Here is a 25,214-nt window from a genome sequence, read left to right as displayed (position 1 = left end):
TCTGAGGTATGAAGGGGTTTCTTTTGTATGGTTTTTTGAGATTCGGAAATAGTGCTTAGCTTATTCATCTCTACATAAATCGAAAGGAGCTTTTATAACAATGACGACTGATTACTTACATTATCCCTATGCTTCTCAGCGCATGACAACAGTAGCGAACAAAGGAATGGTGGCCACCTCCCAGCCGCTAGCGGCACAGGCAGGACTAGATCTGTTGAAAAAGGGAGGGAATGCGATTGATGCGGCGATTGCGACTGCAGCAGTATTGACGGTAGTGGAGCCGACGTCAAATGGGATCGGCGGAGATGCGTTTGCTCTTGTTTGGACGAAGGGAGAATTGCACGGTTTGAATGGAAGTGGACCATCGCCACAATCGATCTCCATTGATTCAGTCAAAGAACGTGGGTATAATGAAATTCCGAAATACGGTTGGATTCCTGTTACTGTGCCAGGCGTTCCGGCATCGTGGGCTGCTTTGTCGAAACGATTTGGGAAACTTTCCTTAAAAGAGGCACTTGCACCGGCGATTCACTATGCTGAGGAAGGTTTTCCGGTTTCTCCGATTTTAAGTAAGTTTTGGAAGAATGCTCATGCGCATTTTGAAAAAGAGTTAAAGAAAGAAGAGTTTCAGCACTGGTTTGAAACGTTTGCGCCGGACGGGCGTCCGCCTGAAGTAGGCGAGGTTTGGAAGTCGAAGGGTCATGCGGAGACGTTAAGGCAAATCGCAGAAACCGATGCCGCTTCTTTTTATAAGGGAGAAATTGCAGATAAGATTGATGCTTTTTCGAAAGCGTATCATGGGTATTTGACGAAGGAAGATCTTTCGGCGTTTACGCCTGAGTGGGTCGATCCGATTTCGGTTCAGTATCGCGGATATGACGTTTGGGAGATCCCGCCAAATGGGCAGGGACTAATCGCGTTGTCTGCGCTGAATATCGTAAAAGGGTTTAAGTTTGATCATAAAGATTCCGTCGATACCTATCATAAGCAAATTGAAGCGATGAAGCTCGCTTTTGCCGATGGACAGAAGTACATTACTGACGAGCAGGAGATGTCAGTCGCGGTTCAGGATTTGCTCTCGCCTGCATACGGTGAAAGTCGCCGTCAGTTAATTGGTGATGAAGCGATTTTGCCATCTCCTGGCCAGCCTCCAAAAGGCGGTACTGTCTATTTAGCGACGGCTGATAATGAAGGAAACATGGTCTCGTTTATTCAGAGTAATTATATGGGCTTTGGTTCAGGACTTGTGGTGCCTGGCACCGGGATTGCGCTCCAAAATCGCGGGCATAATTTTTCGATGGAGCCTGAGCATGACAATGCGCTAAAAGGTGGAAAGCGGACGTATCACACGATCATTCCTGGGTTTCTCAGTAAAGATGGTAACGCGGTTGGACCGTTTGGTGTGATGGGGGGCTTTATGCAGCCGCAGGGTCATTTACAGGTGATTACGAATCTGATTGATTTTCATTTAAATCCGCAGTCTGCCCTTGATGCGCCGAGGTGGCAGTGGGTTGACGGGAAGCGTGTGTGGGTGGAGTCGACTTTCCCACCTCATCTTGCCGAGGCGCTTAGCCGAAAAGGTCATCAAATTGAAGTTCAGTTGGAAAAGGGTGCGTTCGGCCGCGGACAAATTATCTGGCGTGATCAGCAGTCAGGTACTTTATTTGGAGGCACAGAATCAAGAACAGACGGAACGATCGCCGCTTATTAAAAGGGGCGGGAGGTTTCGGAAGGTGGTGGGTCATGCAACAGTGGCATCTTTTTCTCGCTTTTTTTAGAGTGGGAATGCTTGGGTACGGAGGAGGACCTTCTTCTATTCCACTGGTACATAAAGAGGTAGTTGAGAAATATAAATGGATGGATGACGATGAATTTGCGGACATTCTCGCTTTAGGAAATTCACTTCCTGGTCCAATTGCGACAAAAATGGCGGGATATATTGGGCATAGAGTGGCAGGGATAACAGGGATGCTGAATGCGGTGCTCGCAACGATTGTTCCGACGATTGGGATTATGATTTTCTTGCTAACGTTTCTTTCCACATTTCGAGAGAAGGCGTGGGTGGAGGGAATGACTCAGGCCGTCGTTCCAGTCGTTGGCGTTATGCTAGCGGTTTTAACGTATGATTTTTTCAGAAAAGCACAGGGCAATTTAGGGTGGATTTTAACAATTGCGTTGACGGTTGCTTCTTTTTTATTTATTGAAATTGCGGGGATACATCCGGGAATTGTAATAGGATGTTTGCTGCTTTATGCGTTGCTTAAACCGACTCGTAGTGATGGGAAGTCCAATGATGATCAGGTGAGAAAGGAGCCATCCTCATGATTTACTGGGATATCTTTGTTGCGTTTTTCATACCTGGAATCGTTGGTTACGGCGGTGGACCTGCTTCCATACCGCTTGTAGAAAATGAAGTTGTTGGTCGGTTCGGTTGGATGAGTGTGAACGAATTTAGTGAAATGCTAGCGATGGCCAATGCGCTACCTGGGCCAATTGCGACGAAAATGGCAGGTTACATAGGGTTTCAGCAGGGAGGGGTTCTTGGCGCATTTGTTGGTGTGTTTGCGACAGTGGCACCTTCGCTCGTTCTGATGATTGTCCTACTGAGTTTATTAAATCGGTTTAAGAACTCACCAAAAGTGAAGAAAATGACGGCCCTCATTCGCCCGACGATTGCGATCTTGCTTGGCGTGATGGCATTTCAGTTCTTTGCTAGTTCATATGAAGGTACGGGGCTGGTTCAAACAATCTTTCTGATTGTGGCTAGTTTTGTATTAATGGAGAAGATGAAAGTGCATCCGGCGTTTGTGATTGTCGGGGCACTGGCGTATGGGGCAGTGTTTCTGGGATAGGAGCGGGTTCGCTGGATCGCGAGTTAGCGAGTGCCTGTCACCGCCCGAATTAGCACGAATCAAGTCGAGTTTTGCGTTAGAACGATTTCTTTTTAGAAGGAATCGTTTTAACGCATTTTTTTAATGTGGATTTAAGAAGAAGGAAGTCTTGCCATGCAAGGTTGCAGTTTCATACGAGTAGGCTTAAAATATGAGTATACTCATAAATGAGCGCAGTCATAAATTAACTGAGCTGTTAGGAGGTTATGATGAGCGGACTACGTGAACAAAAGAAGCAGGAAACGAGAAAGACGATCATGGAGGTAGCGAAAGGTCTTTTTCTTGAAAAAGGATATGAAGCGACATCAACAGAGCTTGTAGCTAGGAGGGCCGGGATCGGTTCAGGAACGTTATTTAATTACTTTCCTTCTAAAGCAGAGCTTCTCGTTGAAGTGATGCGAGCGGAATTTACAGGTATGGAAGAGAGGAAGGATCTAAGTTTTGAAGTTCAGGAGACAGCTGAAGCTACCGTTCGAAATTATTTAACGAAGCGTTTGGAAGGCTTCAGTTTGCTAGAGAAGAAGCTTTTTCGAGAATTGATTGTGGCATCATTGAATGCTTATCAAAGTAAACCAGAATTCCTGCAGAGCTTGATGCAGCTCGATTTTATGTTTATTGAAGAGCTGGTTGAACTTCTTAAGGAAGTAAGGCGACTAGGTAAGCTTCAGGATCATTTCGAAGTAGAAATTGCCGCTGAGCTTATTTATAGCTCAGTGATGTTTGAAACGCTTATTTACCTTTACCATGAGGAGCGCAGTCTTGAAGAAGTGTTAGAGCAAACGGGTCGTAAGCTTACATTTATTTTAAAGTGAGGTGAATCTTGATGGACGTATGTATTGTAGGTGGCGGTATTGCAGGGTTAACCCTTGCCTATTGTTTGAGTGAAAGAGGAGATCAAGTCACGATTGTTGAGAAATCTCCTTCGATACGAACGGAAGGGTATATGATTGATTTCTTTGGAGCAGGTTATGACGTGGCTGAAAAGCTGGGCATGCTCGATGATTTAAGGCGTATTCATTATCCAATTGATTCTCTTTCTTTTTTGAAGGGAAATGGCTCGGAAAAATACAGGATTTCCTATCAATCTCTACGTGAGTTATTAAACCAAAAGCACTTCAATTTTATGCGGGGAGATCTTGAGACAGTGCTTTATGAGAAGGTTCGAGAACAGGTTACGTTTCGGTTTGGTGTATCTCCAGAGCGAATTGAACAGGATGCGGAAAAGGCACATGTGATTCTCTCAGATGGTATAAAGCTTACATGTGATTTAGTTGTAGGTGCGGACGGTATGCGATCGAAAGTGCGCTCTCTTTTGTTTAAGGAAGAGAAGGAGCCAATTCGCTACATGGGTTATTATACAGCGGCTTATATTGTTGAAGACCCTGCTTTTCGTGAAAAAATTGATAAGAATTTTTATACGTATTCGGAACCGAATCGCCAGGTTTCTGTCTACCCGATTCGAGGCAATAAAGTGGCGACGTTTTTCTTATATCGCTATCCGGAACAACAGGGACATGTGCAAAAGGAAAAAGCACTGGAGCAACTGAATGAATATTTTGGTCATATGAATTGGATTGTTCCAGATTTGCTCGAAGCAGGCAAAGAGGCGAAGGATTTTTACTTCGATGAGGTGTCGCAAGTAGGATTATCCCAGTGGCGAAACGGCAGGATTACTTTTGTGGGTGATTCCTGTCAGTGCATTTCGTTACTAGCCGGGCAGGGTGCTTCCATGGCGATGGCGGGGGCATATACGCTTTCAAAATCGCTTGATCAACATCCCAATAATTTGGAAGCTGCGCTTACGGATTATGAACGGTCGCTCCATCCGGATATCGATAAGCTTCAGAAGTCGGCTAGAAGGTTTGCGAGCTTCTTCTTGCCTTCTTCCTGGTGGGGGATTTTTGTAAGGAATGTATTGACGAGAGTATCGGTATGGCCTGGCGTGAGGAAGTTAGTGAACTTTAGTACGGTGAGGCTACCGAAGTGAGTTTGCGTGAGTTCGCAAGTCGCGAGTGCCTGTCACCGCCCGGAATAGCGCAACTATTGTCGAATATTGAAAACCCCAGCTAAAATTAGTTGGGGTTTTCAATATTAAATACTAATAATTTACTGTAATACGGAGGTGTCATCATACGAATATCTCAGCTATTATCGAAAAAAATTGATCTTACTAGTTGTTGGCTTTCCTTACCTAGGAGGCAATACTGCAGTAGGTACTTGATTATTCTTGATTACCGTTTTAAGAAGTCCACTTGGTGTATCTTGGTTTTCGGATAAGCATTCAAGATCTCCGAAGGTAAGAAAACTATCTTTTGCGCGGGATACCGCTACATTTAATAAACTAGCATTTGAGTCAATGAAATAACAACCATCATCTCTTCCGTATACTGTGGACATAAGGATGATTTTTCTTTCTCCTCCTTGAAAGGTATGGACAGTGCCTACACTAATATTTTCCCTAACTGAAAGTGGTAAAGCCTTTTTGATTTTGGAAACTTGCATCTTAAATGGCGTAATTATACCTAAAAGATTATTAGGGTTTTCATTTGGATAAGCCATTTTAATAAGATCGAAATTTTCTTCTATCCAATTAGCGAGTTCAGTTGCTTCATAATGATTTATTCTACTTCCGGAACTTTTCTTGGATTTTTTTGAAGTTATTTGATAGTGACCGATATAAGGAATCGAAAGGGCTCTTAAAGAATTCTTTTCATCCAAGTCACCTGAACCCCTTGATGGCTCCAAGTTCCCTCTGTAAACCAGCTTGTTGCAATAATCTATGATTTCATCATAGCACCTTCGATGTTCGCTTAGAAATAAACCTCTTTCTTTATTCTTTTCATAATAACAACTTTTTGCGGCCACTTTCATCACACTTGATTGGGATGTATTTAGTCCGTTTTTTCTCAAATTATCAAATTCACTTTTCTTGGTTATGAGCCCTGAAGAGTGTGCGAGTGAAAGATCTAATCCAGGGGAAATGTTCCAAACTGGCTCTATTTGATACACATCTCCAACGACAATTGCCCGCTTAGCGAGAGCAAAAGAGCAGGCAGCTATTTCAGGACTTACCTGTCCGGCTTCATCCACAATTAGTAAGTCAATTTCATTATAGAGATAGTAATCATTACTTCCATTATATGCAAGCAATAATTTTGGAAGTTGGAAAAACGTCATAACATAGCAAGGAGTGATCATACTTAAATTATTATGGAATTGGTTTAGTATATTTTCGAAATTTTTCCCTTGTTGTTTTTCCGTTAACCGTTTCTCTAATATCCATTTGCATTCAAAATAGTGAACAGAAAGCCAGAAAGAAGAGTATCGAATGGTCGTATCGAGAAATTTATTGATCTTGTCTAGAGAATGAATTTCTTCGACTTCTTTATTGTGAGTATAGTAATAAGTGATTTGGTTTAGTAACCCGCGGTAGGTTGTCTTTATGTTTGTTATTTTCTCAAATAGTAGTTTCTTCTCGTGCATTTCTTCTCTTAATTTTTGAGAATAGTTACCGTAATAATCCAGAATATCTTCTCTTGTCATGGCATCATTTAGAGGCATTTCATCATGATTCAAATGAAGTTTTATTAGAGATTTCACATGACGTTTGGAAGCAGGAAGAAAGGGAAGAAGTCGGAATAAAAATGGGGTTTTCATGAAAATCATATCCCATTCACTTACTCTTGATTGATTGTATTCTATTTGATTTACTATATCCTCTTGATCTGATTCAATTTGACTTAGGAAAGTGTCCATACTAATAGGCTCAATACATAGTTCTTCATATTCTTTATAAAGCTCTATAAACATTTTTTGTACTTGATTCAAATGGAGTAATTGATCGTGTATTGCGTTTTTACATTGCTGAACGGTTGTAAACTTGGTTTGAAAAAATTCACTGCACTCATTAATCATATTCTCATAAGAAGATTGTAAGTTTTCTTCACTTTCGACGTTAGTAAAGAAGTTTTCACCCTTCGCATTGGTATAATGAAAATTCTTACTCAGGGCTTCTTTTTCTTTGCTCTTCGAAGGGAAATATACTGCGAAACTATCGACTCCTGTTATCCACCTTTTCTCGAGGTTATGTTCTTTCCACTGTCTTTTTATTTCGCCAAATGATTCAATAATATTTGTAACTGCCTGGTTGTTTGTTGAAGAAGCCACAATTAAAGGAGCCTTTTCTTTCTTTAAAGCTTTTTCAACATATAGGTTTGCTACTATAGATTGTAACAACGTGGTTTTTCCAGTGCCGGGTGGTCCATTAACTGCCAGTATATCTCCGTTTTTCATATGATTAAAATGATTTACACATTCTCTTTGAGAAGGTGAGAGAGGGTATTCCCCGCCCATTTGAGCAACGTGGTTCATCATTTCATATGATGAGTTTTGAATGAGTTCCTTCTGAGGGCTGAATTTTGTATTAATAAAGTTTTTAAACAGTGGTACATTATCTAAGTTACTATTCAATAAATGATCATAAAGGGAAAGAATACTTCGGTTAGCGTTGACTGTTTTATCTTCAAAAATAAAAATATTTTTATTAAGGTTAATATTCCCAACTATTAAATCCATAATAGAGGATTTGGTAACCTGTTCATACATATCTTTGGCAAAATGAAAATAGGTTGTCCAAGATACATCATTAGTTAGTTTATGGAAGTTGTGACTTAAGAAATCATCAAAATCACTCAGGTGACCTATCGCTAGCTCTTCTTCTAGAATTGGGTAAAGATGTTCTCTTGGAATCCACGGGTATTTTCCTTCAGGAGGATGTAAATTTCCATTCTCATCCAAGGTTGCTGGAACATAAAATATACCAGTCAAATCATCGGTGTCGGAGCTTCTTTTTTCTTGAGCTATAAATTCAGTTTTAATCGTTTTTGCTACTATAATAATATTTAATAGATTAGGTTTATTTTTTTTTGTCTCAAAGAACTTCTTGGAAACTTCAACATCGATTTTTCCATTAATAAAGTCTTGTTTGTTCACACTTTCAAAAGTTTCATTTTTAAAGTCTATTTTAAGTTTTGCTGCGAGACTATCTTGAAAATAGTTTGTTATTTTTATATCTAAACCTATGTTCATAAATTCACCTCTGATATTTTGGGTAAAAATGGTACTTGTGATTTAATAAACTATATCATAGAATCCCAACGTGATAGAAGTAACAAAATAAAAGAAAAACCCTGAGTGATTTAACCTATGGGCTTCTCTTAGTCATACCTCAGTTTATTCGACTGGAATTAACTTCACCGGTCCCAGGGTTTCGATCATATCCCCATCACTGGTGAAGAAGACGAAATCCCCCGTTCCAACAATGCTGTCTCCTAGTATGGTGTTTACTGTCGGTAATCCACTTGGGTTATAAACGAAGAAGTTTGTGCCTTCTCCAACGTTCGTTACTTGATACCGACCTTCTGGGATATCGCTGCCAACAATATATTGTCCGGCGCTGAGTTTAATAGGTTCTTCGTTTTTCTTTACAATGGTTTCTTCGAGTTGATCAATCTCCTTTTTCTTTGCTTTGATTGTGTCATCTAGTGTGCTCACTTTATCCTTTTTCGCTTTAATCATCTTCAAGCTTGCTCATTTCTTTTTTCGTGCTTTCTTTTTCTTTTTTTAACTTTTCAATATCTGCAGAGACATTTTCCTTCTCATCGAGTAACTTTTTTACTTCCTCAGCTTTTACTTTAGCTTCTTCTAGATTCTGAGTTTCAGTCGCAAGCTTCTCTTCTGTACTGCTCATTTCATTTTGAATCGATAGAAGCTTCTCACCTTCTTCTTTCGCTGCCTTTTCAGATTCAGTAATCTCTGCTTTGATTTTCTTCAAATCCTCGGTGTAGTTTTCTTCAAGATCCGCGTTCCCAATTAACACTCCGATTAAAACGCTAACAAGGATGGTTGCGATTGCACCTCCAATGGAGAGGGTAAGGATTAGGCCTTTTTTCAACACACATTCCTCCGAACATGTCTTAGTAAGCTACTATCCTATATATATTGCTGGGATAGGTCATTTATCACATAAAATGGCGAGTCTGTGTTTCGGAGGGACATGCTATACTGTGAAAAAAGTCGTTTTACAAGAGTGTAAGGAAAGGATGAGAGATGGTGATTTTCCAAATAAAAGTGAGCCTAATTGAGATGAAATCAAAGATTTGGAGACGATTTGAGGTAGATGATTCGATCTTTCTTAGTGAGCTACATGAATACATACAAATTGCTTTTAATTGGTCGAACGCACATCATCATTATTTTATTATGGATCATCGCGATTTATTTACATTAGGTGATGAAGAAAGTGAATTATTCATTGGTCCCACACAAGTAGATTCTCTAAACGCTGGAATGGAAATGCGTGATGAACGTAAAGTTCGGCTTTTGGATGTTTTAAATGAGGAGCAGGTTTCATTAACATACGTTTATGGTTCGGAGGAGAAATGGCAGCATGAGATTTTTCTGGAAAAAGCGTTTAGCGGTCGGAAGGATGCAACTTTTCCAACATGTTTAATGGTTTATAAAGGCGCACCTGAAGAAGGGAAGCGAGATCAGTATGAGCAAGGAAAAATGCTTTCTGCAGGTGAGATGAAGCGTATTAATGAGCAACTTGCTGTTTTTAGGGAGAGTGAGGTAGGTGAGCATGATTTGTGGAAAGAGCTTTTTGAACTTACGATGGTCTATAGAAAGCTTCAACCTTGGAAGTGGATTCATAGCAACGAGATGTTCATTGTAGAAATACCGGGAACGGGTGAAGTTGCTTATTGTTCAGTGCTCGGGATGAATGGGCAGCACTTTGGGCTTGGCGTCCACCTTGGTAATGACGGTCTTGCTTATAAAATGGCGGTAAGGGATGGCCGTGATGATATTCAGACTGTAATTGAATATGAGCGTAGCTTGTTGCTGGCGTTTCAGGCTCGCGATGAGTTAAAGACAGAGGATCTTCGGTGGATTAAAAAGCTGGGGCTTCGTTTTCGTGGTCGGCAGGAATGGCCGGTTTTTAGAAGTATGTCGTCCGGATATTATCCGTGGCATTTTTCTCGAAAGGAAGTACGGACGTTTTGTGAGATCTTAAAGCAAGCGATTCACGTGGTAGAAGAGACGGAGAAGAATGACGCCTACTTGTTAAAAGGTTATGATGGGCGGTGGCGTGCACGGTTGCTGGAGTCAGGTCAGTGGGTAGATGGCGTGATGAATGCTGTTATAGAACCTGAAGAGGAAGAGGTGGTGCTGATTTCCGAGATTGAAATGAGGCGGATTCAGAAATATAGACAGGTGAAAATGCGTCTTGAGTTTGCATCATACTTTGAAGAAGAAGCGATTCAGGAAAGAGATGGAGAACGTCCGTTTTTTCCGAATGTTGTTCTTGGGGTTGAAGATGAAGGGGCTATGATCGTTTATTATCAGGTATTTGAGAGAGTTGATTATGGAAAACAGCTACAGGCAGCACTAGTAGAAATGCTTAATAAACTCGGTTTCTTGCCAGCTGAAATCTGTGTGGATTCAGAACGAATAGCACTCAAGATCTCAGCTCTGACATCCAAAGTCGGTATTAGATTAGTGCGTGTTAATCGTCTACTTAATGTGGAAGAGGTTAGGCGGTGACAGGCACTGCCCGATGTTTGTCCTTATTTGTCGAACAGGTGTTATATCAAAAAGGGATCCTAGCCTCAAGAATGGCACTACTATTTTAAAGCGAGCTCCTTTTTAGCTATAATGAATGTATGAACCGAGCCAAACATTTGGCGGCGTAAGAGGAGAGGCTTATATGTCATCAGATAAACTGAACCATAATAAAGGGGAAGCGCTATACCTTCAAATAAAAGACGTTCTGATCAAACGAATTCAAACGGGTGCCTGGAAGCCGAATACGTTGATTCCTACTGAGCAGGATCTCATCAAAGAATTTGATGTAAGTCGAACGACGATCAGGCAGGCGATTTCGATTCTTGTGCAGAATGGCTTGTTAGAGAAAAAGCAGGGGCGAGGAACGGTAGTCAAACCACAGAATTTGATCGGAAATCTTGGGAAGCTTAGGGGCTTCGCTGAAGAAGTGCTGGAACGTGGACAAACTCCCCATTCAAAGGTACTGAGATCAGAATTTCGTGATGACCTTTACCATGAGAATGATATGTTAAAGGTAAAGGAAGGTGAGCCGATCCTGCTTGTGGAGCGGATTCGCTTTGCTGATGAGGTGCCGATAGCTCTTGAACGAACGTGCTGGCCAAAGGAAATTGGCGAGATTTTAATTAAATTTGATCTTAATCAGGCGATGTATTATGAAGTACTTGAACAACATCAATATTATCTCAAAAAAGCGAGTGAGCGAATCACGGCCATTAACGCCACGATCATCGAAGCAGACGCACTTGGTATTCGCCCTGGTGAAGCGCTCCTGGAAATGACGCGTCTAAGTCTTGGTATAAATGATCATCCGATCGAATATACGAAAACGAAGTACCGGAGCGATCAATATCACTATAATATTGAGCTTGAGAGATAGAGTGAGGTCAGGAAATAAATACATCACTTATTGATAGTAATAACTGTGAACGATAAATGAAAAAGGGTTTGCTCTTCATTTGGAGAGCAAACCCTTTTTTTGACTAGCCTATTTTATTGGTTTAGTTCATCTGCTTCGCAACATGACCCTCATCAAATTCTTCAAGATGCATGAGTTTTTGTAGCTTCTTAGAAAGCAAGAGCAGGATCACACCTAAACTTAGAGCAGCGACACCTAAGTAAATAAAGATTTCAAGGTAGCCTGCTGATGTTGTGAGGGAAGCGATGTACCCTGCAAGGTAGTTAGCAGCAGCGTTACTTAGGAACCAAACACCCATCAATAGTGAAGCGATCTTCACTGGAGACATTTTACTAACTAGAGAAAGTCCGATTGGTGAAAGCGATAGTTCGCCAAGTGTATGGAAGAAATACGTCACAATCATAAATAACATACTAGCTTTTACTGCAATGTTACCTTCATCACTACCGGTCATCATAACCGCCGGAACCATTACCATGAATCCGACACCAAGTAGAATTAAACCGAAAGCCATTTTTGTAGGAATGGCAAAATCACCGCGCTTTGATTTTGCTAGTTTTAGCCAAATGGCTGAAATGATTGGTGCTAGCAATAATACAAACATCGGGTTTAATGATTGGAAGAAGGATACTGGTACTTCGTAGCCAAAGACCGTTCTATCTATGAAATCCCTTGTATAAAGCGTAAAGGAAGCACCTGCTTGTTCGAATCCTGCCCAGAATGTAATGGTGAATATGGCTAGAATTAGAATGACTGAAGTGCGCTGTTTTTCGATTTTTGTAAGCGGCTTAGCTTTTCCTTCAATTGTTGGTGTTACACGGTTACTCGATGGTGTTCTTCCGATATCACCAAGATATTTTTTAGAAAGTAGATTAAAGGTAATTTGTCCGATAATCATCCCAACTGAGGATGCTAGAAATGCATATTTAAATCCAAACGTTTCAACGCCGCCTGTATTTGTATAGAAAATATTAGCGTATAAAAGACCGGCAATTAATGGTGAAATCAAGCCACCAAGGTTAATTCCCATATAGAAAATGGTGAACGCTGAATCTTTTCGCTTATCGTTCTTACTGTATAGCTCTCCAACAAGAGTGGAAATATTAGGTTTGAAAAACCCGTTACCGATAATTAGTAACAATAACCCGGTATAAAGGCCCCATTGTTCTTGGACAGCAAACAGTGTAAAATCACCGATGGCCATTGTAATACCACCAATGGTAATGGCCGTTCTTAATCCGATGAATTTATCGGTTAAATAACCACCAATTAAAGGCGTGAAATAAACAAGACCAGTGTACATACCGTAAAGAAGTAGTGCTTTATCTTGCTCCATCCCCAATCCGCCACTAATTAACTCAGCGGTTAAATAAAGAATAAGAATCGAACGCATGCCATAAAAGCTATAGCGTTCCCACATTTCTGTGATAAACAAAAGATACAAGCCGGGTGGGTGTTTTAGCTTCCCTTTTTTCGTTGGCTTCTCGTCTATGGTGGTGTCCATAATCAAACCTCCAATTTTTAATAACTTCCCCATTTTAGCAAATTATTTGTCAATTTAAAGTATTAATGAAAAAGTGCACCTTTTTAAAATGTTTTTAAATTTGTAAAAATTATAAGGAGGTATCACGGATTCACTGTCGAAAATTGGAGGTTTTTTGATTCGATAATGCCTTTAAACCGTTAGTTTGATCGCATTTAAGAAGGAATGTAAAGACTTATGAAAATTAGACGAAGCATTCTAACGATTACAACTGAATTAAAAAAATAAGGAGAACGACCTAGTCGTTCTCCGGTGATATTTGTCTAGCTGATAAGCTCAATATCGTATTCATCAAGCCATGCGTTGATTTGAATCAAGTAGTCGAGTAGACCTTTCATTTGATCGGTATTCATTTCTTCTGTCTCATTCGAAGCAATCGCACGAACTTTTTTCGTATCAATTAATGAAAGAATAGGGGAATCTGGATTGTCGAGAATGTCGATCATCCAATTTTGTACGCCCTCAAGATAAACAGGGTCTTTATCACTTGGATACGCACTTTTCTTACGATAAAGGACATCATCTGGAAGCGCTCCTTTTAGAGCGCGACGTAGAATTCCTTTCTCGATGTTATCGACGTTTTTGTAATCAATTGGAACGTTCCACAGGTATTCAACGATACGATAATCACAGAAAGGTACGCGTACTTCAAAGCCTGTTTTCATACTTGCACGGTCTTTGCGATCAAGCATAAACGGTAGGAATCGTGTGATGAAAAAGTAAGACATTTGACGCTGTTTCGCTTCAAACTCACTTTCCCCTTCAAGGAATGGAATTTCTTCATAAGCTTCTGCAAAACGCTCTTTCTGGTACTGCTCGGGCTGAATTTGTTTTTTCGTTTCTTCAGAAAGCACGGAAGAAATGCCTTTTAGGTTCACGAGCCATGGATATACTTCAGCACCCAGATATTTTTCCTGATGGAACCAAGGATAACCTGAGAATACCTCATCGGCAGACTCACCAGAAAGCGCCACGGTAGCATCCTTTTTCATTTCTGTGAAAAGGAGATAGAGCGATGTTTCGATTTCACCGACGCCGGGCAGATCTCGTCCTCTCATTGGTTCAAGGAGATTTGAAAGCAGCTGGTCCGCTCCGAACGTGACAGAATGATGGTCTGTGCCAACATGGTCAGACACTCGTTTGACCCACGGCTCGTCCATATCGTGTCTGAGGAAATCCTTTTGGAAGTGATCTTCGTTTTGGTCGAAATCGATCGAGTAAGTTCCTAGCTTTTTGTCCGTTTGTTTGAATTCTTGAGCGGCTAGACTTGTTAGGCCACTAGAATCAAGTCCTCCTGAAAGCATTGAAACAACAGGCATATCAGAGATGAGCTGACGTTGAACGGTATCTGTTAAAAGCTCACGAATTGTTTCAGTTGTCGTATCTACATCATCTGTATGAGGCTTTGATTCTAACTTCCAATAGCGGTGCTCTTCGATGGAATTGGCTGTTGCGATCACGTAATGCCCTGGACGAACTTCATCAATCCCTTTGAAAATAGCCTGTCCAGGTGTTCGCATAGGTCCCATTCCGAAAACTTCAGCAAGGCCTTTACGGTCGACTTGTGGCTGCACGGATGGGTGCGCGAGAATCGCTTTCATTTCAGAGCCATAGCAGAGTGAATCGCCCTGTTTTGAATAGAAAAGCGGCTTGACGCCGAGGTGGTCACGGCCAAGGAAAAGCTGCTGTTCTTTTTTATCCCAGATCGCAAATGCGAAGATGCCGTTAAAATGTTTCACGCATTCTTCTTTCCATTCCATGTAAGCGTGTAGGACAACTTCTGTATCTGAGTTAGAAGTGAACGTATGTCCTTTCTGCTGTAGTTCCTGTGTTAATTCTCGATAATTGTAGAGTTCCCCGTTATACGTAAGAACAAGTTGTTGATCTGATGACGTCATCGGCTGTTTACCGCCGCGAGGATCAATAACGATCAAACGACGATGAGCGAGTGCCGCCTGTTCTGATAGCCAGAATCCTTCTTCATCAGGTCCACGGTGAGCAATAGAATCTGCCATTTTCTTTAGCGTATCTTGCTCCGTTGAGAGGTCACCAGACCAGTTAATCCAACCTGTAATGCCACACATAACAATTCCTTCTTTCTTAATAGAATGCTTAAATTTCTAAAGTACTTTCCAATCGTATTCCTCTTATTCGGGGAGGGTCAACATGTGAAAGAGCCTGTAAAAATGGTTTTATTTTCCTTTGTTGGAAAAACAGTAGTGTAATAGTCTTGCTCTTCAGGAAGAGGTGGGAAATAATGGTGCCTGTCACCGCCCGAATAAACTCAAGTTTTGTCGAGCCCTTCTCCTGAGTGTTGCCTACTTGTGGACAATTAATTTCAAGCAGTGATAAAATTAATAAGATGTGGATAAGTATGACAGGGAGAGGAGGGTTTGAGATGAGACAGGTGCTACTGCTGATGTTATTTGGTTTTCTCGTGTTTATATATCCAGCACAGCAATTAAATCAATATGATTATCATTCTGCTGACAAACCGACGATCAGTGAATTTGCTTATCTCCCAGATGCAAAGTTGATTCCTCCCCCGACATCCGTTTCTCTTCAGAAACAAAAGGTCATTGGCCCTTTTGTTCCGTTTACGAGTGAGCAGAACTTTCAGGATCATCTTACATATCCTCAAAAAAACATGATGCAAATAGAAGCTTTTCCTGATGCGAGAGGCTTCCTGAATGTATATGCTGTTCACTCTAATTATCTCATCAACCTTCTATAAACAATCATTCACTAATAGCTATGATGCCGAACTGCTATGACATTTTCTTGATAAGTTTAAAATGATGAATGCTCATAGTTGAGGGGCAATAATGATGGCTAAGCAAGCTTGAATGTTTCGGATGGGCTGTTCTTTTAACCCTTACAATTATGGGGAGGATTAAGCTCTCAGGGAACTGTCTAGTCATCGTGTACTGCAGTTAGTGTTATTTTATTTTAAATAAGTACAATGTTTTGATAGATCATAGAGGAGGCAATATTTTGAGTGAAAGTAAACCGTTAGAAGAGTTAATTAATGAAACGAAAATTCATAAAAAAACACCGCTTCAAGAAAAAGCGAGAAGAACGTTTATGATTACATTAGGTGCCGTCATTATGGCTGTTGGTCTAGAAGTTTTTCTAGTACCCAATCAGGTTATTGACGGAGGGATTGTTGGTATTTCCATTATGCTCTCTCATTTAAGTGGCATTAGCTTAGGAATTTTCTTATTCGTTCTAAACCTTCCGTTTATTTATATTGGCTACAAACAAATTGGCAAGACGTTCGCTTTCTCAACGCTGTACGGTATCGTGATTTTATCCATATCGACTGCGCTATTGCATCCTGTCCCGGCTTTTACTGATGACATTCTCTTAGCCACATTGTTTGGCGGAGTTGTCCTCGGAATTGGGGTCGGAATGGTCATTCGTTTTGGTGGATCACTTGATGGAACAGAAATTCTTGCGATTCTTGCGAGTAAAAAGCTTCCGTTCTCTGTTGGAGAAATTATCATGTTCGCGAACCTGTTCATTCTTGGTAGCGCAGGATTCGTATTCAGCTTTGATCGCGCGATGTATTCATTGCTCGCCTACTATGTTGCTTATAAAATGATCGATATTACGATCAAAGGTCTTGATGAATCAAAGTCCGTTTGGATTATTAGTGACAACCATAAAGAACTCGGCGATGCTATTTTAAGCCGCTTAGGCAGAGGGGTAACCTATTTGCACGGCGAGGGTGCTTTTTCTGGTGATGATAAGAAAGTGATTTTCTGTGTGATCACTCGACTAGAAGAAGCGAAATTAAAAGACATTGTCGCTGACCATGATGATTCGGCTTTCCTTGCGATGGCCGATATTGCAGAAGTAAGAGGCGGTCGCTTTAAGAAGAAAGATATACATTAGTGATGATATAAAAGTCGTTTGAGAGTTGCGGAGGATGATCCTCTAGCGACTCTTTTTTATGTGTTGTGATTCACGCATTTGGATTATTTCGTGGGTGAGTATTAATTCCTTTTGATCCTTTGCTCCTTTTATTGGTAAAATAATAGAAATATCTATTGAAGGCAGGTGTGTCGCGTGGTAGTTATCGTCGTTAAACTTTGTATATCAGCTTGTTTAGGACTCATGATTGGAATTGAACGCGAGTTAAAGCATAAGCCTCTAGGTTTAAAAACGTGTATGGTCATTGCAGTGAGCAGCTGCTTATTAACGATTGTTTCCATTGAATCCGCTGAAACGTACTCTCAGATATCTGACAACATCCGAACAGATCCAATGCGACTTGCTGCTCAAGTTGTTTCTGGAATTGGTTTTATCGGTGCGGGCGTTATTTTAAGACGAAATAATGATGCCATCTCAGGATTAACAACCGCGGCGATTATATGGGGAGCTTCTGGACTAGGTATCGCCGCAGGAGCGGGGTTTTATTTTGAAGCGTTTGTAGGGGCAAGCTTGATCCTGTTTAGCGTAAATATCCTTCCCTGGATTATCAAAAAAATTGGCCCTAGCCAGCTAAGACAGCGTGAGATGAGAGCAAAAATTACGCTTCGAAAAGGAACGAGCATTACCGCATTTATGAAAACAATCCAGGCGGCCGATTTTGAAATCAAGCACGTTCGCGTTCGCGATACAAAGGAAAAAAACCATCAAATAGATTTGCGTCTGCTTACCTTTGAAGCGAATCATACGACTAGTATTTATCAGCAGTTAAGAGACATTGACGGCGCAACGTTTGTGGAGGTTGAGGGGTAGCGTGTGGCGGAGCACGAAGGTGCCTGTCACTGCCCGATTTAGCTCGCATTCTGTCGAACTCTAAACTAAGTGCTTCGGAGTGGCCATTCGTCGTATTCTAATATTTCCTTCTCCTGAATAGAGTAATACAGAGGTGCGCTACTTCTATTTTACGACGTTGGAGATGACGAACGATGGTAGTTGTGCTTATTAAACTAAGTATTTCAGCTTTGCTTGGATTACTGATTGGGATTGAGCGCGAGTTAAAGCATAAGCCACTCGGTTTAAAGACTTGTATTGTCATTGCAGTAAGCAGCTGTTTGCTAACGATTGTGTCGATTGAATCGGCGGAAACGTTCGCGGAGCTTTCCCCGAATATTCGAACGGATCCAATGCGATTGGCGGCTCAAATTGTTTCTGGGATTGGTTTTATCGGTGCTGGTGTAATCTTGCGGCGTAATAATGATGCGATTTCTGGCTTAACAACTGCAGCGATTATTTGGGGAGCATCTGGATTAGGAATAGCAGCGGGTGCCGGTTTTTATTATGAAGCATTTGTTGGTGCTGGATTGATTCTGTTCAGTGTGAATATTCTTCCATGGATCATTAAACGGATTGGACCAAAAGCACTTAGGCAGCGGGAAATGCGTGCCAAAATTACGTTAAAGAAAAGTGTAGATGTGACTCATTTTATGAAAGCCATTGTGGCAAATGATTTTGAGATTCGACACGTTCGTGTGCGGGATACAAAAGATAGAAACCCGCAAGTTGAGTTGAAACTGATGACGTTTGAAAAAAATCATACGACGGATATTTATCAGCTTCTTCGAAAAGTGGAAGGCGTAAATGAAGTAGAGGTTGAAGGGTAAATGAGTCGTTGCGTGATCTAAAAAGGGAAGGAGGTAGCCATTTATGAGCCACCTCCTCTTTTTTATTTTTCCAACGGTGGTAGTAAGGAAAATTCATAGCCCTCGGCGCGGATTTTTTTGATTAGATCTGGGAGCACCTGGATAGTTTGTTGTAGTTCATGAAGGAGAATAATGGCCCCATTTTCAAGGTTCTGAATCACATTTTGTAAGATTTCTTCCGGACGGCGTGCAAGTTCCCAATCCATTGAGCTAATTCGCCACATCACCGTTGTTAAGCCAAGATCCTGAGCTGCTTTAATTGTCTCAAGATTATATTGACCAAACGGCGGCCTAAAATAAGTCACAGGTGAGCCGGTGATTTCGTGGATTTTTAGCTTGCTGTTTTCAAGCTCCTCAAACTGCTCGGCATAACTAAGTTTTGTTAAATTAGGATGTTTGCAAGAGTGGGTGCCAATTAGGTGACCTTCATCTAGTACTCTTTTCCAAGGTCTATCTTTATAGAGGAGGCGTGACTGCCAGAAAAACATGGCTTGTACCTCTTCCTTTTTTAAAATATCGAGAAGTTTAGGAAGCACACGTCCTGGACCATCATCAAAGGTTAAGATGACTGTCTTATTTGCTCCTTTTTCTCCTGATGTAATGACGTTTTGATCAATAGAGTCGTACACGACCCTTGAGCTGTCAACGACTCATGGACTTTTAATCATCATCGTTTCCTCCTTTCTTTAGCTCTGCCAGACTTTTTTCGTACATGTTAACCATAGCTGAGATTTCTTGTGTCGCAGAATGGTGCTCTTCAACATACGCAGTTGCATTTTCACCTAGTACTTCTCGGAGAGACGCTTTCTCGATTAAACGAATCGCATATGTTAAGAATTGATTGATGCCGTCATAAACGAATCCAGTCTCTTCGTTCGAGACGAGGCTCATGTTTCCTTTGTTTTTTGAGACGAGTACAGGTAAACCGAAACTCATTGCCTCGAGGATAGCAGAGGATTGTCCTTCGCTATGAGATGTATTAATTACAGCATCTGCATTACTGTATAATGCTTCCATGTCTTTATGAGGAATCACTCCTTTATAAGTCACCCAGTCACTGTTTTCTAAAACTAACTGCTGAACGAGCTCTCCCTCATCAGTCTCTATTATTGGGCCGACAATCGTTAAGTTAATGTTTGCATTAGTTTTGCGTAATTCCAGTAGACTATTAATTGCGAACGGAATGTTTTTTACTTTTCGTATGCCTGCGGGAAGAAGAAAATGGAACGTGTCCTGTGTGGTTTTCTCTAGTACGTTTCTTTTTCTAGAGGTGCTCGTCCCCTGTGCAATCACATAAAGCTTATTTTCTAATTTTGGTAAAATATCGAGAACAATGCGCTTAGCCTTTTCATCAAAAACATGGACTGCTAACGCATTCGTTAAACAGGCAATAACATCGTTTTTTCTAGTTGGGTTCATTAGGTCATGGTTCAAATCCGTTCCCGTTAATGTAACGGTATAATTTGTGATTGGAGGACTTATTGATTTGATAAATTGATAAAAACGATAAGCATTAAAACCGTGAATCAAATCATCATCATTAAGGGAATGATGATGATCGTCTTGCTCTGTTATAGAGATCACTTCTGTTTCGATACCAGCATGAATCAATCCATCAGCAATACGCCGAACGGTGATCGTATTACCACGAAGCTGGTGAAAGAAAGGGGTAGCGAGGATTACTTTCATGCATGCTCATCCTTTAGTCATTTGGTTGGTTTGGGTGGTGACAGGCACTCCCCGATATTTGTCATATCGTGTACTCTCATCTTCCTTCTGATAAAGTTTGATTGAAGGAACAGTTGTGATTTTGGTTCGTACTGTATATTAGTTTACTAAAGATTAGGAGTGTGACAAATATGAAGGGGTTTTTTCGAAGGTTAATGGGATTAGAGAAATGTATGATTTGTCATAAGAAACCTACACGTCCTCAATATTATTTAGATGATGAGGGAAATCGGAAGCCGGTTTGCTTTAAATGTGTGTCCTATGCGGAGAGAAGGGCTTATCGGAAGGCGTAATATGTGTTAAATAAACGTTTGTTTAATATCAAAATAAAAGAGTGAAGAGTCCTATGAATAGGGCGCTTCACTCTTTTAACGTAGACCAAGCTTGCCTGTACTTATTTAAGCTAATTTACTGAGATATACAAAGAAAAACATGGCAGCATGTCATTATTTCTTTTACCCTTATAATGCTTCACTGCTATACTCATGAAGGAGTCCGCTGTGATAAACATTTCACTATGGTTGAAGAAGACCTTCTGGTTATAATAGAACGAGGTTTGTTTTGAAGGAGGAAAAGCATGAAGGAACACGAAGAAACGCCTAAAGATGATCCGCGATACCTCGTGGCCAATCGTGAAGCGCTTATTGGCGTTGGGCTAGTTTTAATAAATTTTACACTCTGGTATGGATTTGCCTACGGTTTTGGTTCAAAACCAGTAGAGGAGTATAGCTATATATGGGGATTACCAGCGTGGTTTTTCTACAGCTGTCTGCTTGGAACTGGGATTGTGATTGTCCTTGTAATTTTTGCGGTTGTCTTCTTGTTTAAAGAAGTTCCGTTTGATGAGGAGGAGGACGAATGAATTGGCAAGTTGTGATTCCTCTCCTTATTTTTCTTGTTATCATTTTTCTTATTGGTTTTTATGCCTCAACACATTTGAAATCGACTTCGAACTTTTTGCAAGAGTACTTTCTAGGTAGTCGGCAACTTGGTGGATTTATACTCGCGATGACGATGATTGCTACATATGGAAGTGCCAGTAGTTTTATCGGAGGCCCTGGTGTAGCTTACACGATGGGGCTGGGATGGGTGCTTTTATCGATGTCTCAGCTTGCCACTGGTTATTTCGTTTTATCTGTTCTTGGGAAAAAATTTGCGATTGTGGCTCGGAAAATTCGGGCAGTAACGTTGATTGATTTCCTGAAGGAACGTTACCAAAGCAAAGCGGTTGTCATTTTATCTGCACTTAGTATCATTATTTTCTTATTTTCCGCGATGGCTGCCCAGTGGGTCGGTGGTGCAAGACTCATTGAATCGCTGACAGGGTTGCCTTATACGGGGGCGCTGTTTATTTTTGCGGTGTCTGTTCTTGTGTATGTTATCATCGGCGGATTTCGCGCGGTTGCGATCACGGATACGGTACAGGGCATCGTGATGTTAGGTGGAACGCTTGTCATCCTAATTGGAACGGTTATAGCGGGGGGTGGCGTTGAGAGCATTGTTACTACGCTTGCGTCTGAAAATCCTGACTTAATTTCTCCTTTTGGTGCTGATCGATCTTTAACACCACTTTATGTATCGTCTTTCTGGATTCTCGTGGGCGTTGGGGTCGTTGGTTTGCCACAGGTAGCCGTTAGAGCGATGTCTTATAAAAGCTCAAAAGGCATGCATCGTGCTTTAATAATTGGAACGATCGTAGTTGGCGTCATTATGCTCGGAATGCATCTCACTGGGGTATTTGCACGGGCGGTGCTTCCTGAAATTGAGGTAGGAGATACGGTTATGCCGAGAATTGCTCTAGAAGTGCTACCGTCCTGGCTTGCGGGAATTGTTTTGGCTGCTCCTATGGCTGCTATCATGTCTACAGTGGATTCCTTGTTACTACTTGTTAGTTCTGCCATTGTGAAAGATGTCTACCTGAATTACGTAAAGCCTGAAGCGAGCGATCAAACGATCAAACGAATTAGCGTAGGTGTGACAATGGTATTGGGAATATTGGTGTTTGCAATGGCTGTTAACCCTCCGGAACTTCTCATTTGGTTAAACTTATTCTCCTTTGGAGGCCTTGAAGCTGCGTTCATCTGGCCGGTTGTTATGGGACTTTATTGGAAGAAGGGCAATGCGAGCGGTGCGATGGCTTCCATTCTTGTTGGAGTAGGAAGCTATATTGGATTTAATACATTAATGCCAAATGCATTTGGGATGCATACGGTTGTGTTGCCGGTACTGCTTTCGTTTCTTAGTTATGTGAGCGTGAGTTTGATGACGGGGAGGCGTCATAAGGAAGTACAGGATGCTGTGGTATTGAAGCTGTGGAAGGCGTGACGGTTAACGGTGCCTGTCACCACCCGTTATTTGTCACTTCATGTCGAGCTAAACTAAACTCGACTAATGACCTATCCTTTTTAATCAGATGTCTATGATAAAATGAATAGTATCAGCTGCAAAGCAGGGTGGGCGGCGGTACCCCGTTTATGAAAGGGGGTGCTGCCTATAATGATGAGCACATACGAGGCGCTTGTATTGATGATCAGTTTTGCTTCTCTCGTGGTCACGATTATTACTGTTTCCAGTAATAAAAAGAAGTAACCCACCCTGCCCCGGCCAAGGATTAAGGTGAGTTACTTTTTGCCTTTTGAGCCGCCGCTCGTCATGCGGAGCAGCTGTATGGACGCTGGTGCGAAAGCACCGGCGTTCTTTTTTTATACTTTATGTTATCTAGCTCTATTATATGCAATGAAGGGTGCTGTGGCAAGAGGGTGATAGTGCCTGTCACCACCCGTTTTATGGTGTAATATGTCGAATGCATACCATGTCATTTGGGGCAATATCTTGCCTGAATAGACGAAGTATATATAATAACCAGCTAATACCTTACGTTTTGTATAATGTGCGATGGCATTCGCTTTGCTATAGTGAATAAAAAGCCGAAAAGGATGAGTGTGAATGGGGATTAACCGAAGTCGTTTACAGAGTCATCTTGAAGAACTCGCTAAGATTGGAAAGATTGGGGAAACAGGAGTCTGTCGTCTTGCTCACTCGAAAGAAGATCGGGAAGCTGTGGAAGTTGTAAAGGGATGGATGGAAGAGGCTGGACTAACTGCTCGAATTGATGGTTTTGGGAATTTAATTGGCAGAATAGAAGGCTCAGAAAAAGATAAGGCAATCCTCATGCTTGGCTCTCACATCGATTCTCAACCTTATGGCGGTCGCTTTGACGGCACGGCTGGAGCTCTTGGAGCGATTGAAGTTGTACATACGATGAAGGACAACGGCGTATTACCAAAGCGAACGATCGAAGTGGTTTGTTTCTCTGATGAAGAGGGTTCACGTTTTAATAAAGGTGTTTTCGGAGTTCGGGCTCTTGCTGGCCTTTTAGAAGATGGTGAACTCGAGCGAAAAGATAAGAAAGGGATGACACGAAAAGAAGCACTGAAAGAATTCGGTGTCGAGCCTGATCTTTCACAAAGCCCGGTATACAAGAAAGGCGATATTGAAGCGTTTCTCGAGCTTCATATTGAACAGGGACCGGTTCTGGAATCTAAAGACAAACCTGTAGGAATTGTTTCGGGAATTTCAGGTCCTATCTGGTTAACCGTTACACTTGAAGGATTCGCTGGACATGCAGGTTCTGTTCCGATGCCGTTACGAAAAGATGCGATGGTTGGAGCCAGTGAGATCATTACGAAATTTGATCAGTTAATAAAAGAAGAGGGGAAAGAAACAACGGTTGGGACTGTGGGAAGTGTGCAGGTATTTCCGAACTCGCGTAACATCATTCCTGAAAAAGTTGAATTTACAATGGATTTGCGTGACATCGACCTGGAGCACCGTACGATGCTTGAGAAAAAACTTTACACGATCATTGAAGAATCCGCCAAGACTTACAAACTAACCTATACGATCACCGAAGATACAAGAAGTGAGCCGCGCTATTGTGCTGACTGGATTAAAGAAATCATGAGTGAAGAGGATAAAGCGCTCGGTTTCGAATCCCCTGTTTTAATGAGCGGACCATTCCATGATGCTCTGTTTATGTCGTATATCAGTGATTATGGGATGATTTTTGTTCGATGTGAAAAGGGGATTAGCCATAACCCGCTTGAGTTTGCGGAAATGGATGATATTGAGAAAGGAGTGCAATTGCTTTATCAAACAGCAGTGCGGATTGCGCAGAAGGAGTAAAATTCGCAGATAATGAAGTTGCTTCATGAAGGAGTTTCACATTTTCAACTTTTTTGGTCACCGTAGTAAATAGAAAAGTCGGTATGCTTTCATTGGCATGCCGACTTTTTCTGTAAATCCACAAAATGATGAGAAGGTTAATGATCACTTATCTTATCAAAAATAGTAATCGCTTGTTTAATTTCTTGAGGGATCGCTTTTGCATGGCCGGTCGTTGAGTCAAAATTCACCTGTATGACCTCTGCTTTTACAAGAGTTTCCTCATTTCTTGTTATAGTGTGCTCAAGTTGAAAACTACTCTGACCTATTTTAGTAATTCGGCAGTACACATCAAGGAGATCATCCAATTTTGCTGGTTTGATGAATTCAATCGTTATTTTCCTTAATACCGGATCAAACAACCGATCTTCAGCAAGTTTCTGTAATCGATCACCTAAGACGTGTCGGAAATACTCAGTGGTAGCAATGTCAATATAAGTAGAATAGTGGGCATTGAATACAATTTTTTGACCGTCGATTTCGGAGTAACGAACGCGGATGGGAAAGGAAAAGTGATAGTTATGTAACATGGTTTACCTCAACTTTCGATTTTCTTTATTTTACCACAATATTCCGTCATTATTTTGCGTATCGATTCGGAATTTCCCGGGTAATGTCTCTATGTGGAAGAGGAATTTCAATTTTATTCGTGAAAC

At 41.3% G+C, this 25,214-nt stretch carries 23 protein-coding genes; 15 read left to right on the top strand and 8 right to left on the bottom strand.

Annotated elements, in window-relative coordinates; all coding sequences use genetic code 11:
- Positions 1 to 100: 100 nt before the first annotated feature.
- The 5 genes from ABVF21_RS05825 (at position 101) to ABVF21_RS05805 (ending at position 4,878) form a co-directional block, all read left to right on the top strand.
- Positions 101 to 1,711, top strand: a complete 1,611-nt coding sequence (locus tag ABVF21_RS05825) for a gamma-glutamyltransferase family protein (protein ID WP_371017692.1) — start codon at positions 101 to 103, stop codon at positions 1,709 to 1,711.
- 32 nt (positions 1,712 to 1,743) lie between these two features.
- Complete coding sequence (locus tag ABVF21_RS05820) at positions 1,744 to 2,325, top strand: chromate transporter (protein WP_303535015.1); 582 nt, start codon at positions 1,744 to 1,746, stop codon at positions 2,323 to 2,325.
- Entirely contained in the window at positions 2,322 to 2,852 is a 531-nt protein-coding gene (locus tag ABVF21_RS05815; protein ID WP_303535013.1) for a chromate transporter, read from the top strand. The genes ABVF21_RS05820 and ABVF21_RS05815 overlap by 4 nt, the downstream gene beginning before the upstream one ends.
- A gap of 248 nt (positions 2,853 to 3,100) precedes the next feature.
- A complete protein-coding gene (locus tag ABVF21_RS05810) occupies positions 3,101 to 3,703 on the top strand; it encodes a TetR/AcrR family transcriptional regulator (protein WP_371017691.1) in 603 nt (200 codons plus the stop codon).
- An 11-nt stretch (positions 3,704 to 3,714) separates the two neighbouring features.
- Positions 3,715 to 4,878 (top strand): FAD-dependent oxidoreductase, encoded by a 1,164-nt coding sequence (locus tag ABVF21_RS05805; protein ID WP_371017690.1) that lies wholly within the window; start codon positions 3,715 to 3,717, stop codon positions 4,876 to 4,878.
- A 200-nt stretch (positions 4,879 to 5,078) separates the two neighbouring features.
- Here the strand turns inward: ABVF21_RS05805 and ABVF21_RS05800 are convergent, their stop codons facing one another.
- The 3 genes from ABVF21_RS05800 to ABVF21_RS05790 all read right to left on the bottom strand — a co-directional run bounded on the left by ABVF21_RS05800 (position 5,079) and on the right by ABVF21_RS05790 (position 8,844).
- Positions 5,079 to 7,979, bottom strand: a complete 2,901-nt coding sequence (locus ABVF21_RS05800; protein WP_371017689.1) for an AAA domain-containing protein — start codon at positions 7,977 to 7,979, stop codon at positions 5,079 to 5,081.
- Positions 7,980 to 8,123: 144 nt separating this feature from the next.
- Positions 8,124 to 8,468, bottom strand: coding sequence for a hypothetical protein (locus ABVF21_RS05795; RefSeq protein ID WP_371017688.1), 345 nt, complete (start codon positions 8,466 to 8,468; stop codon positions 8,124 to 8,126).
- Positions 8,461 to 8,844, bottom strand: a complete 384-nt coding sequence (locus ABVF21_RS05790) for a hypothetical protein (RefSeq protein ID WP_371017687.1) — start codon at positions 8,842 to 8,844, stop codon at positions 8,461 to 8,463. Before ABVF21_RS05790 ends, ABVF21_RS05795 begins: the two co-directional genes overlap by 8 nt.
- A gap of 158 nt (positions 8,845 to 9,002) precedes the next feature.
- Here ABVF21_RS05790 and ABVF21_RS05785 point away from each other — a divergent pair, with 158 nt between their 5' ends.
- Together ABVF21_RS05785 and ABVF21_RS05780 are read left to right on the top strand one after the other, a co-directional pair.
- Complete coding sequence (locus ABVF21_RS05785) at positions 9,003 to 10,493, top strand: plasmid pRiA4b ORF-3 family protein (RefSeq protein ID WP_371017686.1); 1,491 nt, start codon at positions 9,003 to 9,005, stop codon at positions 10,491 to 10,493.
- 163 nt (positions 10,494 to 10,656) lie between these two features.
- On the top strand, positions 10,657 to 11,391 hold the full coding sequence (locus ABVF21_RS05780) for a GntR family transcriptional regulator (RefSeq protein WP_303535005.1): 735 nt from the start codon (positions 10,657 to 10,659) through the stop codon (positions 11,389 to 11,391).
- Between the two features lie 121 nt (positions 11,392 to 11,512).
- Here the strand turns inward: ABVF21_RS05780 and ABVF21_RS05775 are convergent, their stop codons facing one another.
- The gene (locus ABVF21_RS05775; RefSeq protein WP_303535003.1) at positions 11,513 to 12,934 is read right to left on the bottom strand and encodes a peptide MFS transporter; all 1,422 of its coding nucleotides are present in this window, start codon (positions 12,932 to 12,934) and stop codon (positions 11,513 to 11,515) included.
- A 302-nt stretch (positions 12,935 to 13,236) separates the two neighbouring features.
- Complete coding sequence (gene asnB / locus ABVF21_RS05770; RefSeq protein ID WP_371017685.1) at positions 13,237 to 15,057, bottom strand: asparagine synthase (glutamine-hydrolyzing); 1,821 nt, start codon at positions 15,055 to 15,057, stop codon at positions 13,237 to 13,239.
- 314 nt (positions 15,058 to 15,371) lie between these two features.
- On the opposite strand from asnB, the gene ABVF21_RS05765 reads away from it, so the two are divergent.
- The 4 genes from ABVF21_RS05765 to ABVF21_RS05750 all read left to right on the top strand — a co-directional run bounded on the left by ABVF21_RS05765 (position 15,372) and on the right by ABVF21_RS05750 (position 18,567).
- Positions 15,372 to 15,707 carry a hypothetical protein gene (locus tag ABVF21_RS05765; protein ID WP_194218585.1) on the top strand — a complete coding sequence of 112 codons (336 nt, stop codon included), beginning with the start codon at positions 15,372 to 15,374 and terminating at the stop codon, positions 15,705 to 15,707.
- Between the two features lie 350 nt (positions 15,708 to 16,057).
- Positions 16,058 to 16,870 (top strand): YitT family protein, encoded by an 813-nt coding sequence (locus tag ABVF21_RS05760; RefSeq protein WP_194219568.1) that lies wholly within the window; start codon positions 16,058 to 16,060, stop codon positions 16,868 to 16,870.
- A 174-nt stretch (positions 16,871 to 17,044) separates the two neighbouring features.
- Positions 17,045 to 17,719: an MgtC/SapB family protein gene (locus ABVF21_RS05755; protein ID WP_303534998.1), complete on the top strand. Its 675-nt coding sequence runs from the start codon at positions 17,045 to 17,047 to the stop codon at positions 17,717 to 17,719.
- Between the two features lie 173 nt (positions 17,720 to 17,892).
- The gene (locus tag ABVF21_RS05750; RefSeq protein WP_283153480.1) at positions 17,893 to 18,567 is read left to right on the top strand and encodes an MgtC/SapB family protein; all 675 of its coding nucleotides are present in this window, start codon (positions 17,893 to 17,895) and stop codon (positions 18,565 to 18,567) included.
- Between the two features lie 62 nt (positions 18,568 to 18,629).
- On the opposite strand, the gene ABVF21_RS05745 is transcribed toward ABVF21_RS05750, so the two are convergent.
- Both ABVF21_RS05745 and ABVF21_RS05740 read right to left on the bottom strand, forming a co-directional pair.
- Complete coding sequence (locus ABVF21_RS05745; protein WP_371017684.1) at positions 18,630 to 19,235, bottom strand: polysaccharide deacetylase family protein; 606 nt, start codon at positions 19,233 to 19,235, stop codon at positions 18,630 to 18,632.
- Between the two features lie 31 nt (positions 19,236 to 19,266).
- A complete protein-coding gene (locus ABVF21_RS05740; protein ID WP_371017683.1) occupies positions 19,267 to 20,295 on the bottom strand; it encodes a glycosyltransferase in 1,029 nt (342 codons plus the stop codon).
- 616 nt (positions 20,296 to 20,911) lie between these two features.
- On the opposite strand from ABVF21_RS05740, the gene ABVF21_RS05735 reads away from it, so the two are divergent.
- From ABVF21_RS05735 to ABVF21_RS05720, 4 genes are all read left to right on the top strand, one after another.
- Complete coding sequence (locus tag ABVF21_RS05735; RefSeq protein ID WP_371017682.1) at positions 20,912 to 21,196, top strand: YhdT family protein; 285 nt, start codon at positions 20,912 to 20,914, stop codon at positions 21,194 to 21,196.
- Positions 21,193 to 22,659 (top strand): sodium/pantothenate symporter, encoded by a 1,467-nt coding sequence (gene panF, locus ABVF21_RS05730; protein ID WP_371017681.1) that lies wholly within the window; start codon positions 21,193 to 21,195, stop codon positions 22,657 to 22,659. Before ABVF21_RS05735 ends, panF begins: the two co-directional genes overlap by 4 nt.
- A 171-nt stretch (positions 22,660 to 22,830) precedes the next feature.
- Positions 22,831 to 22,923, top strand: a complete 93-nt coding sequence (locus ABVF21_RS05725; protein WP_242057220.1) for a putative holin-like toxin — start codon at positions 22,831 to 22,833, stop codon at positions 22,921 to 22,923.
- 357 nt (positions 22,924 to 23,280) lie between these two features.
- Positions 23,281 to 24,519, top strand: coding sequence for a Zn-dependent hydrolase (locus ABVF21_RS05720; RefSeq protein WP_371017680.1), 1,239 nt, complete (start codon positions 23,281 to 23,283; stop codon positions 24,517 to 24,519).
- A gap of 137 nt (positions 24,520 to 24,656) precedes the next feature.
- Here ABVF21_RS05720 and ABVF21_RS05715 read toward each other — a convergent pair whose 3' ends face one another.
- Entirely contained in the window at positions 24,657 to 25,088 is a 432-nt protein-coding gene (locus tag ABVF21_RS05715) for an acyl-CoA thioesterase (protein WP_303534985.1), read from the bottom strand.
- Positions 25,089 to 25,214 lie beyond the last annotated feature (126 nt).

Source organism: Pseudalkalibacillus sp. JSM 102089, from assembly GCF_041366475.1.
In the GTDB taxonomy this organism is placed as follows: Bacteria; Bacillota; Bacilli; order Bacillales; family Guptibacillaceae; genus Guptibacillus; species Guptibacillus hwajinpoensis_B.
This window is presented reverse-complemented; position numbering and strand designations above follow the sequence as displayed.

What these genes read in the sequence shown, in the direction of transcription:
- ABVF21_RS05760 (WP_194219568.1), top strand. Translation starts at nt 16,058, where the DNA reads ATGATTACATTAGGTGCCGTCATTATGGCTGTTGGTCTAGAAGTTTTT.
- ABVF21_RS05795 (WP_371017688.1), bottom strand. Translation starts at nt 8,468, where the DNA reads ATGATTAAAGCGAAAAAGGATAAAGTGAGCACACTAGATGACACAATC.
- ABVF21_RS05800 (WP_371017689.1), bottom strand. Translation starts at nt 7,979, where the DNA reads ATGAACATAGGTTTAGATATAAAAATAACAAACTATTTTCAAGATAGT.
- ABVF21_RS05825 (WP_371017692.1), top strand. Translation starts at nt 101, where the DNA reads ATGACGACTGATTACTTACATTATCCCTATGCTTCTCAGCGCATGACA.
- ABVF21_RS05725 (WP_242057220.1), top strand. Translation starts at nt 22,831, where the DNA reads ATGATGAGCACATACGAGGCGCTTGTATTGATGATCAGTTTTGCTTCT.
- ABVF21_RS05815 (WP_303535013.1), top strand. Translation starts at nt 2,322, where the DNA reads ATGATTTACTGGGATATCTTTGTTGCGTTTTTCATACCTGGAATCGTT.
- ABVF21_RS05820 (WP_303535015.1), top strand. Translation starts at nt 1,744, where the DNA reads ATGCAACAGTGGCATCTTTTTCTCGCTTTTTTTAGAGTGGGAATGCTT.
- ABVF21_RS05775 (WP_303535003.1), bottom strand. Translation starts at nt 12,934, where the DNA reads ATGGACACCACCATAGACGAGAAGCCAACGAAAAAAGGGAAGCTAAAA.
- ABVF21_RS05810 (WP_371017691.1), top strand. Translation starts at nt 3,101, where the DNA reads ATGAGCGGACTACGTGAACAAAAGAAGCAGGAAACGAGAAAGACGATC.
- ABVF21_RS05780 (WP_303535005.1), top strand. Translation starts at nt 10,657, where the DNA reads ATGTCATCAGATAAACTGAACCATAATAAAGGGGAAGCGCTATACCTT.
- ABVF21_RS05750 (WP_283153480.1), top strand. Translation starts at nt 17,893, where the DNA reads ATGGTAGTTGTGCTTATTAAACTAAGTATTTCAGCTTTGCTTGGATTA.
- ABVF21_RS05735 (WP_371017682.1), top strand. Translation starts at nt 20,912, where the DNA reads ATGAAGGAACACGAAGAAACGCCTAAAGATGATCCGCGATACCTCGTG.
- ABVF21_RS05805 (WP_371017690.1), top strand. Translation starts at nt 3,715, where the DNA reads ATGGACGTATGTATTGTAGGTGGCGGTATTGCAGGGTTAACCCTTGCC.
- ABVF21_RS05740 (WP_371017683.1), bottom strand. Translation starts at nt 20,295, where the DNA reads ATGAAAGTAATCCTCGCTACCCCTTTCTTTCACCAGCTTCGTGGTAAT.
- asnB (WP_371017685.1), bottom strand. Translation starts at nt 15,057, where the DNA reads ATGTGTGGCATTACAGGTTGGATTAACTGGTCTGGTGACCTCTCAACG.
- ABVF21_RS05715 (WP_303534985.1), bottom strand. Translation starts at nt 25,088, where the DNA reads ATGTTACATAACTATCACTTTTCCTTTCCCATCCGCGTTCGTTACTCC.
- panF (WP_371017681.1), top strand. Translation starts at nt 21,193, where the DNA reads ATGAATTGGCAAGTTGTGATTCCTCTCCTTATTTTTCTTGTTATCATT.
- ABVF21_RS05765 (WP_194218585.1), top strand. Translation starts at nt 15,372, where the DNA reads ATGAGACAGGTGCTACTGCTGATGTTATTTGGTTTTCTCGTGTTTATA.
- ABVF21_RS05720 (WP_371017680.1), top strand. Translation starts at nt 23,281, where the DNA reads ATGGGGATTAACCGAAGTCGTTTACAGAGTCATCTTGAAGAACTCGCT.